Origin of the sequence: Dyadobacter pollutisoli, from assembly GCF_026625565.1 — a bacterium.
Taxonomy (GTDB): Bacteria; Bacteroidota; Bacteroidia; order Cytophagales; family Spirosomataceae; genus Dyadobacter; species Dyadobacter pollutisoli.
Genome location: NZ_CP112998.1, coordinates 3,072,497 through 3,086,868, shown reverse-complemented (window position 1 = coordinate 3,086,868; position 14,372 = coordinate 3,072,497). Strand labels below are relative to the sequence as shown.

Here is a 14,372-nt window from a genome sequence, read left to right as displayed (position 1 = left end):
TCTGGTGTTTACTCAGACCGCATTACCAAGCAATAGCATAGGGACAGAATTTCAAAACTCATTTGGCCTCGCCATTCCCCAGCAATCCATGGTAGTAAGCCATATAATAAGGAAGTAAAAAGAACGTGCCTTCGTGCTCGTCGTGGCCGTCGCCTTCCGAGGCAAGTAATGCGAAACCATCGCGGTCCTGCCGCACGTGACCGCGCTCGTCAATGGGCAGGGCGTAGCCGTCCACACGCCATCCGATATTTTTTTCCTGCATGGGCGAGGAGTCAAAAACTACGTCGAGGCGATGGGTGTTGTCCATCGTGTAGCCGATCAAGTCGAGCGGGATCTTTTGCAGGTTTTCAAGAATGAAGTCGGTGCGGTAGTTTCCTTTGTAATGTCCTTTCACCACTTTCGACGCATACAACCTGTTTTCGGGGAAAAGGCCTTTGTTTTCGAACATTTTCTGATCCGCCTGCTTGGTGAAACGATTAGCGAGTGAGGCGTAAATGGCGTCCCAGAATGCGTTTTTCTGCTTACTGATATGCTGCCACGCCACTTCAAGGCCTTGACGGTACATAAGCAAAAGCGAAGGGTCTGTCTCGTAGTTGATCAGTCCGTAAATGCTCATCAGGCAAAGGTTATTATCCCAGGGAACGACATTTTCCGGTGGGAAAAATTCCTTCGGATGCATTGCATTGATATGGTAATTGTATTTGTCACGCAGTATTTTGGCTTCGTGATCATACTTTTGGTCGCCGGTAACATGCTTTGCCACATTCAGGAACGACAGCATCATCATGGAGTTAAGTCCGCGCTGATCGTAACCATACACTGAATTGAAATACTCCGGAGAGAAATCACCCCAACGCGTCACTTTGCCGTCGTGGTCTACCAATTTGTAGCCGTGGCGTACCAAATGGTCGGTAATGTCGCCTACTACATCCCGCACTGCCTGTTTTTCTTCTTCTGTTTTCGCAACCAGGTCATAATATATTCCGTAGAAGAAAAAATGGCCAGCCAGTTCATCGGAACTCGTGTCACATTTCCAGTAATATTTGCCGTCTTTGCTTTTTGGGAAACGCGGATAAATGTCTTTCCACATCGGATCGTGCTCCTGATGCCGGAGATTTGCCTCGCGGCTGTACACCTCATTCACCGGTTCGTGCCAGTCCACCGGGATAATGACCCGCGCCGGGAAGCCTTTTTCGTGTGAAATATCCACCAGCCATTTGCAGGACTTGAAGCTTCTGTCCGCCAGCGCTTTGGCCTCGGGATCACCCGTCGCCGCATACCTGAATGCCTGCGCGGCACCGTACATGGCCGTATACATGCCATCATTGTCGGAAATCGCTACTTCGGAAGTGGCTACATTGAATTGCTCTTTCAAATGGCTCTGAGCGATAAAGCCCATGCGGTTATGCCGTTCTTCGACCTGCCTGGTGAAAATTCGTGCCTTTTCTTCCAATGATAATGCAACCGGTGCAATCTGGCTGATGCCTTTGTCGGTACCGATCCAGGCGGTACCATTATCAGGCTGTACGGCAATGGTATTCACCTGGTCGTTGGGCAGCCATCTGCGGCTGAAACGGTATTTGAACTGATCATTGTCAACTTCAATGGCGCCTTTTTTGGTACCAAACCAAACTATTCCGTCCAGCCCGGCGGCAGCGCAGGTAAACTGGTTATAAGGTAAGCCCTCCTTTCCGGTGAACAGTTTCCATTTTGTACCGTCGAGATAACCCACTCCTTCTTCCGACCCAAACCAGAGCCGCCCTTTCGAGTCGGTAACCAGTGCTGCTACATTTCTGAGCGCCCAGCTGTATTCTTCATTTTTCGGAAAAATCCTTTCTGCTTTTTTGCCATTTTTATAAACATACAAACCTTCCTCACAGCCTATCGCATACCCGCCCTGATACGGCACAGCAGTCAGTATCTTAGTTCCGACAATGGCAGGTAACCCAGCATTCGTTGCATGTTTTTCATTGGCAGCTGAAATCCATTTACCAGCGCTGAACTGCACGGATTTACCAGCCACCAGCGCTACCGGCTGATTGTTTTTTAATGTGATCTGAGTGATTTTTCCAGCGGGTAACCCTTCCTTGCCGGAATGAATGGTGACTACTTCCTGGACAAATTTCTGGTCGGGAACGGACTGCGCCAGCAAATGCAAAGGGGCGAGCAGGATCCAATAAAAAAGCGATTTCATGCGATATATGGGAGAAGTTTTATACGAACCAACGCAACTTATACTCGCCGCCATCGCAAAGAGGCTACTGTAATGATTCTGTTATCATATCATTAATACTAAGTATCGAAACTGTCCAATTTGCTTTCTTTGGTAGTTGCTAAACCATAACCACCCACATGGATTCAAGGAGAGAATTTTTAAAAAAGGCCGCTCTGCTGACCGGCGGCGCAGGAATGATGGGCTTTTTGCCCGAATCGGTGCAGCGCGCAATGGCCATTAATCCTGCTCCCGGCACCACTTATCTGGATGCTGAGCACGTCGTTATTTTAATGCAGGAAAACCGCTCATTCGATCACACTTACGGTAAGTTGCAAGGAGTACGGGGCTTCAATGATCCCCGGGCGATTACGTTGCCGAATAAAAATAAAGTCTGGCTGCAGACTGACAAAAAAGGAGATACCTACGGACCTTTCCGGCTCAATATTAAAAATACAAAAGCTACGTGGATGCACGATCTGCCGCATTCGCGTGAGTCGCAGGTGGATGCTTACAATGGTGGTAAGTATGATAAATGGCTGACTTCGAAGCGGTCAGGTCATGCCGAATATTCGGATATGCCGCTGACGCTTGGTTATTACGACCGCGAAGATCTGCCGTTTTACTATGCACTTGCCGATGCATTCACGGTCTGTGATCAGAACTTCTGTTCGTCGATGACGCCCACACACCCGAACCGCTACTATTTATGGTCGGGTACGATCCGCGAAACTCCTGATATTGACTCACTCGCGGTGGTTCGGAACAGTTATTTTTCGATCAATAAGCCGGTCAAATGGAAGACATTCCCGGAGCGGCTGCATGATGCGGATGTTTCGTGGAAGTTTTATCAGAACGAGGTTGGCGCGATCATGCAGTTTCATCCCGGCCTAGGTTCGTGGCTGAGCAATTTTGGCTGTAACCCATTGGAAAGGTATGCGCAGTACCATGTTAAGTCTTCTGCGGATTACATTCATTATGCCAAACTGGAAGTTGAAAAACTCAAAACCGAGCTGCCCAATTTGAAAGAAAAGCTCACGGTAGCATCCGTTGAGGAAAAAACCAAACTTTCGAAAAGCTACGATAACCAGGTTGCATTGCTGGAAAAATACGAGGGAGATCTGGCCCAATACAGTGAAGAAAACCTCAAAAAATTCTCGGTAAAGGAGCGCGACCTGCATCATCGTGCATTTGTGTCCAACCGCGAAGATCCTGATTATCTCAAACTAAGCACGATCACTTACGAGGAAAATGGAGAAAAAAGGAAAGTACAGGTCCCGAAAAGTGATATTTTCTATCAATTCCGAAAGGATGTAAAAGAAGGAAAGCTGCCGACAGTATCATACCTGGCCGCGCCGCAGAATTTTTCTGATCATCCGTCTGCGCCCTGGTATGGTGCCTGGTACGTTTCGGAAACGCTCGATATCCTGACGCAGAACCCGGAGGTTTGGAAGAAGACGATCTTTATTTTGTGTTATGATGAAAATGACGGCTACTACGACCACGTTCCACCGTTTTCAATCCCGAATCCATTTAAACCCGATTCCGGGAAAGTGTCGGAAGGCATTGACATTAAAGCGGAATACGTGACGCTGGAACAGGATATGTCGCAGGTACCGAAGGGGAATGCGCGGGAAGGTGCTATCGGACTGGGTTTCCGGGTGCCACTGGTGGTAGCGTCGCCGTGGTCGCGCGGGGGCAAAGTGTGCTCGCAGGTTTTTGACCATACTTCCATTATTCAGTTTCTTGAAGAATTTACCAGCCATAAATCAGGCAAAAAGATCAGGGAAACCAATATATCCGAGTGGAGAAGGACGATATGTGGAAATGTGAGTTCGGTATTTCAACCTTATGATCCTTCCACTTACAAAAAGCCCCAGCCTGTCAACCGCGACGAAATTGTGACGACGATCCATAAAGCACAATTCCGTGATGCACCATCGAATTTTAAAGCATTGTCGGCGAGCGAAATCAAAGAAATTAACCAGAATACTGCCGGTACCAGCTACCTCCCTAAACAAGAACCCGGCACGCGGCCGTCGTGTGCGATACCTTATGAGTTGTACGTCGAAGGTGATCTTTCCAAAGATAAAACTACATTTGAAATTGCCCTGCATGCAGGAAATAAGGCTTTTGGTGAAAAATCAGTGGGTGCGCCATTCATCATTTACGCCATGAATCCATATCAGGGCGAAGAGCTGAGAGTCTGGAACTATGCAGTCAAAGCCGGGGATACATTAAAACAAACCTGGAAAATATCAGACTTTGAAGGCGGAAAGTATCATTTGAAAGTTTACGGTCCCAATGGATTTTTCCGTGAGTTCGCAGGCGGTGTCCAGGACAATGATGTGACGGTAACCTGCGCCTATGTACCCGACAAAACAGGCAAATTGAAAGGTGATCTGCTATTTACGATTGGCAACAAAGGCAGCAAAGCGGCTTCGATCGCGATCATTGACAATGCATATGGAGAAAAACCATTGAACCTGAAAATAGCAGCCGGCGGCCGTTCACAAGCTGTGATGACACTTTCCAAAAGCTACAACTGGTACGACCTCAGCATTCAGGTAGATCAATCCAAGACGGTGAGAAGATACGCAGGGCACGTGGAAACGGGTAACGAAAGTGTCACAGATCCTTTTATGGCAAAAGGGTAACAAAATGCTTTCGGCCTTACAAACCAGCACGAGGTTCAAGTATGCGCTGCGTTTCGGTGACCAGTGCCTGCATGACCTCTGCTGCTTTTGAAAGTTTTAACCGGACCGGATTCTGACCTGACCAGAAATTGACCATATCTGTTCTGCCCTGGGCCAGGGAGGCTTCTCTGAGCGGGGCGAGCAGGCGTGTTTGCAATGGAAATGGCAGTACCGGAGTCTGGTTTGAAATTTCCTTTGAAATGGTATTGCTGATCATTCTCCCCATTCGGCCAGTCAGTGATTTGGAAAGGACCGTGTGGTAATTGGCTTCCTCAGAGAGCAATAAGGCTTTGTGAAGTGGGGTGGTATTGGACTCGTCGGTCACCAGGAATGCGGTACCAAGTTGTGCGGCATCGGCTCCCAAAGTCAATGCGGCTGCAATGCCCTTGCCGTCGGTAATACCTCCGGCGGCGATCACAGGTGTTTTTATCCGGGCTTTCAGTTGCTGAACCAAGGCGAATGTGCCGGTTAGGGAATCCTGTGCAGGTTTTAAGAAGGAAGGACGGTGTCCGCCTGCTTCAAAGCCTGCTGCCACAATAGCGTCAACTTTTGCTTCTTCCAAAGCCAGGGCTTCATCTAATGTAGTAGCCGCGCCAACTGTTTTAATGCCCAATCTCCGTGCCTCATTCAGTATTTCGGGCGAAGGAATGCCAAAAATGAAACTGAAAACTGCTGGCTTGATATTGAAAAGCACCTCTACCTGCTTGTCGAATTTGGAGGGAATGTTCATGTCTAATTCTGGCAGGGGAATGCTCAGAGCGTCATAGAAAGGCTTGAAAAGCGCTTTTACTTTTTCCAGGCTTTCTGCTGAATAATGGGCTAGCTCAGGGTCAACATCCGAAACCCAAAGATTGATGTTATAAGGCTTATCTGTTTGATTTTTGATAGATTTTCCCGCTTCCAGCAGCTGCTCGGGCGTGAGGGTATAGGCGCCCAGGCTTCCCAATCCGCCTGCATTGGATACTGCGGCCAGAAGCTCAGGTGTTGAAAAACCACCGCCCATCGGGCCCAAAAGGATTGGATATTTAATACCCAGCAGCTGCGTTATTCTGGTTTGGTTCCACATGATTTCAAATGCTTACATTGGTTAATAACTTATTTACGATCACCCATTCTCCATTGACTTTGGTCAGCGATAACAGGTCATAATAATTAAACTCAAACATAGGCAGACGCAACTTCGCAACCGCTATCATATTGATGATTTCTATCGATAAAATTTCCATGCGAAACTTTTCGCCCAGCTCGAAAGGGCTCTTCCGGTTTTTGACGCCGTCGAGGTATTGATCCAGCGTTTTGAAATAAGGCTGCCCGTTCACATCGCCAGCTACCAGTGCCTGAGGGTGAAATGCGCTGCGGAGCAAGTCAACGTCTCCATTAAAGACTCCGTTAAGATAGTTTGATAAAACGGCTGTTACAGCCGCTGCGTTATCAGTGTAGTTGTTCATTGTATTGTTTGTTTAGGAGGTATGCGCCGGTATTTTGCCCCCTTCGCATACCTTGTTCATTTTTACAAATTCATTTGATTTTATCCAATGTGGTGGCCGGAAACATGCCCGCCGTCCAGGTTGATGATCTCGCCGCTCACAAAATTGCTGCCTGCCAGGTAAAGGACCAGTTCGGCAACATCACTTGTTTCACCGATACGGTCAACCAGATGAAGGCCTGCAAGGCTGTCCGCGTCGCTGATGCCGTTTTTGGATTGCAATGGGCTTCTGATAATGCCGGGTGCAATGCCGTTTACACGAATATTATTTTTGCCAAACTCGGCTGCCAATTGTCTCGTCAATGCATGGATACCACCTTTACTTGCAATAGGTGCGGTCGCTGGAAATCCGCCGATAGCGTGATCTACCAGTACGGTACCAATGTTAATGATGGAGCCTTCGCCCTGTTTCAGCATTTGCCTGATCGCAGCCTGACTTGTGAAGTAGGTACCTTTTAAATTGATACTTAAAAAACGGTCGAGATAGGCTTCGTCCACTTCCAGAAAACCTTTGGGCTCAAATATCCCTGCATTGTTTACCAATATATCCACGGTTCCGAACCTCGTTACGGCTGTTTCAACAAGCTGCTGCCCAGTAGCCGGGCGGCTGATATCCCCAGTAACCCTGGCCAGTCTCTCGTGATGGCCGAGTTCATTAAACGTCTCGGTTAGGTTTGCCTCATTGGCTGAGTTGATGACCACATTGTACTCATTTTGTAAAAATAAACCGGCTATGGCTTTGCCAATTCCTGTGGATGCGCCGGTTATAATAATCGTTTGCTTTTTCATGATTTTTTTGAAATTCCCTTTCAGGCAGGTTTGTTAGCGGTTATTCCCTTTTCGCGGAGTACAGATACCTGCTCTCCCGCGTAACCCCAGTCGTCCAGTTCTATTTCCTGTATCACCACGTGGGTCAGTTTTGGGTCTTTGTTCAGTACTTCGGTAATCACGTTGGTCACTCCTGCGATCAGCTTTTGTTTTTGTTCACGGGTAACGCCTTCCCGGGTTACCTCTATTTTGATGTAAGGCATGGTTTTGCAGTTTAAATGGTGGCAGATGCGGTTAATTTTACATCCAGTTCAAATTCATTGTAGATGAGCGTATCGCCCAGGTTTGTGAAGAAATTACCTGAACGGAACTTCATTTCGTAGCGGGTACGATCGACGAGGATTTTACCCGACGCGGTCACGGAGCTATCTGAGAAATGTATATGGGCCGGGAAGCTCACCGTGTGGGTGATACCCTTGATCGTCAGATCGCCGGTGACGGTGTAGCTGTCGTTATGCTGCTGACTAGTGCTGGTAATGACAAATGTGGCCTGGGGAAAACGTTCTGTTGCGAAAAAATCTTCTGAAAACAGGTGGCCTGCAAACTGCGCGTTGGTAGCGGGATCAGTGATGTCCAGTATCTTGATGGACGTAGCGTCGATGACGAAATTCCCGCCGCTCAGTTTTCCATCGAGCAATGTCAGCTCGCCAGCTTTGATGTCAATGGTGCCATTGTGCGCACCTGTTACTTTTCTTCCTGTCCAGTCAATGTTACTCTGTGAACCCTCGACTGCAAATCTTTTAGTTTCCATTTTCTTTATGATATCAATTGTTAAAATTTGATAGCACAAAGGACAGCAGGAATGCGCAGGCGGTTACGTGATGTAGATCACTTTCGAAAGGAGGTTATTTGTGAGAATTGTAAAGTCTGCTGAGCGTCTCCCGCGAAACCCCGAGGTAGGCGGCAATGAGGTGTTTCGGGACCAGATTGTAGAGCTGGGGATATTGTGCAAGCAAATCTTCGTAGCGGGTCCGGGTATTATTGTTCATAAATGATAGCAGCCTTTTTTGCGACGCTATATAACCCCGGTTGGTCCGCCAGCGAAAAAAGTGCTCCACCTGGTGAAATTCACCGCATACTTTTTCACGATCGTCATTGGAAATACTGAGGACTTCTGCATCGGTAATACAGTCCACATTAATGGTCGCCCGGGTCTGATTATATAGTGCGCCATAGTCTGACGTCCACCAGGTGGGCATTGCGAATTGCAGGATGTACATTTTGATCTCATCATTGACAAAAAAGGCCTTTAAGCAACCGGAGGTGACGAAATACTCATGTTCGACCTTGTCTCCCTCGGAAATTATCACCTGTCCTTTTTTGAAAAAAATAGGCTTAAAATGTGAAAAAATATAATTAAATTGCTCGTCAGTCAATGTGACGGTTTTGGCAAAATGATGTTTTAAGATTTCTTTCGCTTCCATGATGTGGTGTATTTGATGATACCCGTCAAAAGATACAAAAGCTCTCAAAAATTGTGTCCCTTATGGATCAGTAAATTCTGGTTTTGATGGGATGCATCAAATTTTTTTGTCACCGATTCCATCCATTTGGACTCATAATGCGTCTCTATAAAACTTTTGAAATGCTTTAAAAATTTACCCTCCAATGCTTAAAAAATTATCGGCTTTTTTTTCAAAAGAGTATGCGATTTTGTCAGTGTATGTTTTAGCCAGTATCGGGATTGCCCTCCAACATTACCGGGGCGGGCCAGACAAATACAACAACTTCGTCATTTTCAGGTCGTCCGTCTTACATTTATTGCATCATCAAAATCTGCATTTGGAGTATCCTGATGAGTATTTTGATCTGTTTCTTTATCATCCGTCATTCTGCATTCTTTTTTCGCCGTTCGCGTTTTTGCCGGTTTCGGTTTCAATCGTGTTATGGGCCATTGCGTGTTCGCTTGCGGTTTTTTATGCGATCAAATGCCTGCCTGTTTCCTACAAAAGCAAATGCTTTTTGTGGTGGTTTATCCTGGTGGAGCTAACCACGTCTCTACACAGCCAGCAGACCAATCCGCTCATCGCCGCATTGGGATTATTCACTTTTACATTCCTTGAAAAACAAAAGCCGAAGTGGGCCGCGCTGTTTCCGATACTTGCTTTTTGTATAAAAGGGTATGGGCTGATTTTCGCAGCAATGTTTATTTTTTATCCAAAAAAGGGTCAATACATCCTGTATTCGCTGATTTGGCTGTTGGTTTTAACGATCCTGCCATTCCCGATTACCGGCACCGGGCATTTTGTTCAGGTCTATCAAGATTGGTTTGACATCCTGCTGGCCGATCACAAAAACAATTTCGGCTTCTCTGTAATGGGTCTTTTTAAAGTCTGGAATCCCAACCTGACAGACGCCGACGTCACCAGGATACAGCTGGCTGGTCTCTTGCTTTTGGCAACTACATGGACATTGAATTTGATCAAAAACACATTCGCCGATGAAAGCCGCCGTATGCTGCTATTGGCCTACTTATTCCTGTGGGTGATACTGTTCAATCACGCCTCGGAGTCTCCTACGTACGTGATCGCTGTCACGGGTGCCGCGCTTTTCTACATCGTCAACCGCGACTTTGTCAAGCCATGGCCCACCGTGCTGATAGTCCTTGTACTGTTTTTCAGCATGCTCGCACCGACCGACGTGTATCCACCATCGTGGCGTAATGAATTTTTTAAACCCTATCTGATCAAAGTGATTCCATGTTTGCTGGTATGGGCTGTTGTACAGTTTGAGCTTTTATTTATTTATGAAAAACAGCCAGCCCTCTCATCAACCCAGTATTAGTATCGTTCTGCCATGCTACAATCCCGGCGAGGGGTGGTGTAGCGATCTTCTTCGTAATATGGCTTGCCTCAGGGAGAAGTTGCCTGAGCATTTTATTCAGTTTATTATTTCCAATGATGGCTCAACGCGTCTGGAAAGGCACCAGCTATGTATGCTGACTTCGTTTGGCAATGTTGTTTTTCTGGACAATCCCCGTAATGAAGGAAAGGGTTCGGCGATCAGAAAAGGGGCTTGTCGTGCTTGTGGCGACATCATTATTTATACCGACCTCGACTTTCCTTTTGGAACCGATGCGATCGTGGAAATGGTATCTGTTTTTGAAAACAATCCGGGATGCTCTTTTGTGTATGGTAACAGAAGTATGGAGTATTTTCAAAAACTTCCATTGAAAAGAAAGCTGTTCTCCAAAATGCTCCGGATTACGAACCGTTTGACATTGTCCCAAAAAGTGGCCGATACCCAGGCTGGAATTAAGGGATTGCGGAAGGAGATACTCCCGATTGTACAGCAAGTAAAAACGAATACATTTGTTTTTGAGATTGAATTGATTCACAAGCTGCTCAGAGAAGGGATCGGTATTGAGAAAATCGAGGTTTGTGCGAATCCGTCCATCGTTTTTACTGATTTTAATATGAAAGTGCTTTTCAGGGAGGCCGTCAATTTTACCCGTATCATCACCGCCGGATTGCTATGACGGAAAAGTTCGTAATGCTGACCTTCGATCTCGAAGAGTTTGATATTCCCGAGGAATACGGGCAGACTGTTTCAGAATATGATCAGATGAATGTGACGCTTTCCGGCATGGAGCGCTTATTGAAAGTCCTTGAAAAACATCAGATTAATGCTACTTTTTTCACTACTGGCAACTTCGCCAGGTACAACAGTTCGCTGATCAAAAAGCTGGCTGAAAAGCATGAGATCGCGTCGCACGCCATGTACCATTCTCCCACGCACGACTTCAAAGAGAGCGATATTGAAGAATCCATGTTGGTTTTAAAAAGCATTACCGGCAAGGACGTATCCGGTTTTCGCATGCCCCGCCTGAGATCATTTGACAGGAGCAAGTTGTCCGGCATGGGGATCCGGTACAGCTCGTCGACGAACCCGACTTACCTGCCGGGCCGCTATAATTCGCTTGATAAAAATCCATTGCCGGCCATGCAGGATGGTATGATGGAGCTGCCTTGTTCCACTGTACCGGTTTTTCGTTTTCCTCTTTTTTGGCTTTCATTCAAAAATCTTCCCACCGGCTTGTACAACTCGCTTTGCAGGATCACATTGAATTCCCGCAAAAACCTGATGCTGTACTATCATCCCTGGGAATTCGCGGATATAGGAGATTATAAGCTGCCCGGGTATGTCAAATCGCCTGACGGTGAGAAGCTTACCAGCAAGCTGGAACTGCTGATCCAATCGCTGTTGGCGCAAGGTGCGACATTTGTAACATGCAGCAAATTCATCGGAAACTGACGGTTATCTACTAATCGCGTCGTTGCTCTACTATTTTTTGATGTCACTCAAAGTTGTAGTTTGTTTGTTTCGGAAACAACCTGCATTAGCCATGAAAAATCTAGTTGCCCTGGTATTGATAATTGTCTCAGCAACAGTCACCTCCGCGCAGACCAAAAGAGTAGGAGGCCCCTGTGAAGGCTGTGAAGCGATCTACGAAAACACCGTCCCGTTCGAAAAACTGAACTCGTTTGTGCAACTTCCAGAGGTTAGTTGGGAAGGAAAAAAGCCAATGGGAATCAATGGCACTGTTTTCAAGGCCGACGGCACGCCAGCTCCGGATGTAGTGCTTTATGTGTATCATACGAACGAAAAAGGGGTTTATCCCAAAAAAGGGGATGAAAAGGGCTGGGCCACAAGGCACGGCTATCTACGTGGCTGGGTGAAAACTGACCAAAAAGGAGGATACAAGTTCGGGTGTCTGCGTCCTGCCTCCTATCCGGGCGGGGACGAGCCAGCCCACATTCATGTCACCATTAAGGAGCCGGGGATTAACGAATATTACATCGACGAGTTCCTGTTTTCCGACGATCCGTTGTTAACACCGGAGCGGCGCGCGAAGCTCGAAAACCGCGGTGGAAGCGGCGTCGTGCAGATCCACGACGTGGGTAATATGTATAAGGGCGAGCGGAATATTTATTTAGGGAAAAATATCCCGGACTACCCCGCTAAAAAGTAAAATCCGCAACAACATCTAACCTGAAAGGACATGAGAAATTTTGTGTTCGTGGCAGCGCTTTGCGCAATTTTTGCCATGCATTCGAAAGCCCAAAACGCTGGTAATTCCAGTGTTATAGCAGATACATTAAAGGCAAAAACACTGGAAGCAGTCACTGTTCGCGGACAAAGGCCATTGATCGAGCAACGTGCCGATGGTATCACTTTCAATGTGGCTAACTTACCTTCTGTGGCGGGTTCCGACGGTGCTGATATTTTGAGGAAAGTGCCCATGTTGTCCGTCGATGTCAATGGTGGCGTCGCGATGCGGGGCAGTTCCAATATCCGGGTATTGATTGATGGTAAGCCGTCGGAGGTTTATGCTTCGTCAGTTGCTGATGCTCTGAAAGCGATACGGGGCGAGAATATCGTAAAAGTGGAAGTGATCACGAACCCATCGGCAAAGTACGACGCCGAGGGGACGGATGGTGTGGTCAACATTATAACCCTGAAAATCAGGACGGACGCGACTAACGGAAATATTACCGGCACACTGGCCAACAGAAGTGAAAGCGTGATGGCGGACATCCATAACAAACATGGGAAATGGCTTATAAATGCGGATGGTTTCTATCAGAAATATCGGAACAAAAACGGGGCCGAACTGGAAAGGACGACTGAACAGCTGAGGCTTTTTCAGAAGAATGAATCGAGGCAAAAAGGCACTTATTTCTTCGGTGGGGCAAATATCCTTTACAGTATCGACTCCTTAAACACATTGAGTGTAGGTTACCGCGCCCGGCGATCGCCTAACAAAACCAGTACCGTTTCGGAAAATTTCACAGTAGCTGACGACGAAAAGATTCCCTTGTTTCGGAGGAATATTACAACCCCAATGGGCAACAATGGCAATTCATTCAACGCCGGATACAATGGTACTTCGCGGAATGGGCGACAGGAATTTTCCGCGCTCGCTATGTATGCCATGTTCGACGGGATGAGCGGTTATGATATGGAACAGCTTCAAAATGAGATGATTGATTACAGGGAAAATTTCAAAAGCAACATGCGCTTGCAAGACTTTACGTTTCAGGGAGACTATACCAATGCTTTGAATGATCACTGGAAGTTGGAAGCGGGTGCAAAGCTGACGCGCAGGAGTATGGACAGTGACAGCCGGTTTGGGATTTACAATTTTGATCAGAGGGAATTTATGAATGATGCGGCGAGGGCCAATCATTTTAGCTATCTCAACAACATTTACGCGCTGTATGGAAGTATGAATTTGAAACTGAAAAAATGGGCGATCGTAACAGGTGTTCGCTATGAAAGCACCACATTGAACGCTGTTTTTCAGGATACTTCGCTGAGGGTTCCGTCCTATGACAATGTCATTCCCCAGATTTTGGTCAACAGGATTGTCAATGAGAAGACCAGTTTGAAGCTCAGCTATACCGCCAGGATAGCCAGACCCTACTTTGGTTATCTCAATCCTACCGTCAACAGAAGTGATTCGCTCACAGCGCAATATGGTAATCCGTACCTGCGGCCTGAACTGACCAATCGGTATCAACTGAGCCTTACCCGTACCGATCCCAAGTTGTTCAAAGACTTTGCATTGTTCTTCAGCGACAACCGAAACAGCATTGAAACCATCCGTACAGCTATCCCTGGTGGCTTATTTGAAAGCACATACAGGAATGTGGGTAAAAATCAGAGAGTCGGGTTGTCGGCAACATTGACATGGAAACCGGCAGCAAAGTTCACTCTCAGCGGCACATTTACCGGGCAGTATGTATGGCTGAAAAGCGCTGCGCTGGGTATTTCAAATTCAGGACTGATGCGGCAACTGGTGATTAACAGCAGTTATAAAATTGGCGGCGGTTACAGCGTCGACTTTTACGGATTTTTTGACAGCAAAAACCTCAGATTGCAGGGCTACCGTTCGGGCTGGAAATATTACAGCATGACGATCAACAAAAAATCTAAAAATGAACGGATAAATCTGAGTTTGCGGCTGGATGCATTCCTGACACCCCACACATTTCTCAAAGAAGAAGTTACGAGCGAGGCCTATCATCAGGTTCAGACATTTCGATACCAAAATCAGAACATCAGACTCTCGGTATCCTTCAAATTGGGCAAAAAGGAAATTAAGACGCCTAGAATGAAGCAGTTAGACAATGCGGAGTAGGGTGGC

At 46.8% G+C, this 14,372-nt stretch carries 13 protein-coding genes; 6 read left to right on the top strand and 7 right to left on the bottom strand.

Annotated features, from left to right (window positions below; translation table 11 throughout):
• Positions 1 to 58: 58 nt before the first annotated feature.
• Positions 59 to 2,194 (bottom strand): hypothetical protein, encoded by a 2,136-nt coding sequence (locus ON006_RS12650; RefSeq protein ID WP_244820154.1) that lies wholly within the window; start codon positions 2,192 to 2,194, stop codon positions 59 to 61.
• Positions 2,195 to 2,352: 158 nt separating this feature from the next.
• Here ON006_RS12650 and ON006_RS12645 point away from each other — a divergent pair, with 158 nt between their 5' ends.
• On the top strand, positions 2,353 to 4,869 hold the full coding sequence (locus ON006_RS12645) for a phosphocholine-specific phospholipase C (RefSeq protein ID WP_244820153.1): 2,517 nt from the start codon (positions 2,353 to 2,355) through the stop codon (positions 4,867 to 4,869).
• Between the two features lie 16 nt (positions 4,870 to 4,885).
• Here the strand turns inward: ON006_RS12645 and ON006_RS12640 are convergent, their stop codons facing one another.
• The 6 genes from ON006_RS12640 to ON006_RS12615 form a co-directional block, all read right to left on the bottom strand.
• Positions 4,886 to 5,974, bottom strand: coding sequence for an NAD(P)H-dependent flavin oxidoreductase (locus ON006_RS12640; RefSeq protein WP_244820152.1), 1,089 nt, complete (start codon positions 5,972 to 5,974; stop codon positions 4,886 to 4,888).
• A 4-nt stretch (positions 5,975 to 5,978) separates the two neighbouring features.
• On the bottom strand, positions 5,979 to 6,356 hold the full coding sequence (locus ON006_RS12635; RefSeq protein ID WP_244820151.1) for a nuclear transport factor 2 family protein: 378 nt from the start codon (positions 6,354 to 6,356) through the stop codon (positions 5,979 to 5,981).
• Positions 6,357 to 6,436: 80 nt separating this feature from the next.
• Positions 6,437 to 7,183 (bottom strand): SDR family NAD(P)-dependent oxidoreductase, encoded by a 747-nt coding sequence (locus ON006_RS12630; RefSeq protein ID WP_244820150.1) that lies wholly within the window; start codon positions 7,181 to 7,183, stop codon positions 6,437 to 6,439.
• A 20-nt stretch (positions 7,184 to 7,203) separates the two neighbouring features.
• On the bottom strand, positions 7,204 to 7,425 hold the full coding sequence (locus ON006_RS12625; RefSeq protein ID WP_244820149.1) for a tautomerase family protein: 222 nt from the start codon (positions 7,423 to 7,425) through the stop codon (positions 7,204 to 7,206).
• An 11-nt stretch (positions 7,426 to 7,436) separates the two neighbouring features.
• The gene (locus ON006_RS12620; RefSeq protein ID WP_244820148.1) at positions 7,437 to 7,973 is read right to left on the bottom strand and encodes a YceI family protein; all 537 of its coding nucleotides are present in this window, start codon (positions 7,971 to 7,973) and stop codon (positions 7,437 to 7,439) included.
• A gap of 94 nt (positions 7,974 to 8,067) precedes the next feature.
• On the bottom strand, positions 8,068 to 8,646 hold the full coding sequence (locus ON006_RS12615) for a Crp/Fnr family transcriptional regulator (RefSeq protein ID WP_244820147.1): 579 nt from the start codon (positions 8,644 to 8,646) through the stop codon (positions 8,068 to 8,070).
• A 184-nt stretch (positions 8,647 to 8,830) separates the two neighbouring features.
• Here ON006_RS12615 and ON006_RS12610 point away from each other — a divergent pair, with 184 nt between their 5' ends.
• The 5 genes from ON006_RS12610 to ON006_RS12590 all read left to right on the top strand — a co-directional run bounded on the left by ON006_RS12610 (position 8,831) and on the right by ON006_RS12590 (position 14,366).
• Complete coding sequence (locus ON006_RS12610; protein ID WP_244820146.1) at positions 8,831 to 10,006, top strand: glycosyltransferase family 87 protein; 1,176 nt, start codon at positions 8,831 to 8,833, stop codon at positions 10,004 to 10,006.
• On the top strand, positions 9,969 to 10,700 hold the full coding sequence (locus ON006_RS12605) for a glycosyltransferase family 2 protein (RefSeq protein WP_244820145.1): 732 nt from the start codon (positions 9,969 to 9,971) through the stop codon (positions 10,698 to 10,700). Before ON006_RS12610 ends, ON006_RS12605 begins: the two co-directional genes overlap by 38 nt.
• Positions 10,697 to 11,476: a polysaccharide deacetylase family protein gene (locus ON006_RS12600; RefSeq protein WP_244820144.1), complete on the top strand. Its 780-nt coding sequence runs from the start codon at positions 10,697 to 10,699 to the stop codon at positions 11,474 to 11,476. Before ON006_RS12605 ends, ON006_RS12600 begins: the two co-directional genes overlap by 4 nt.
• Before the next feature lie 91 nt (positions 11,477 to 11,567).
• The gene (locus ON006_RS12595; RefSeq protein ID WP_244820143.1) at positions 11,568 to 12,194 is read left to right on the top strand and encodes a dioxygenase family protein; all 627 of its coding nucleotides are present in this window, start codon (positions 11,568 to 11,570) and stop codon (positions 12,192 to 12,194) included.
• Between the two features lie 30 nt (positions 12,195 to 12,224).
• Positions 12,225 to 14,366 carry an outer membrane beta-barrel family protein gene (locus ON006_RS12590; protein WP_244820142.1) on the top strand — a complete coding sequence of 714 codons (2,142 nt, stop codon included), beginning with the start codon at positions 12,225 to 12,227 and terminating at the stop codon, positions 14,364 to 14,366.
• Positions 14,367 to 14,372: the final 6 nt, after the last annotated feature.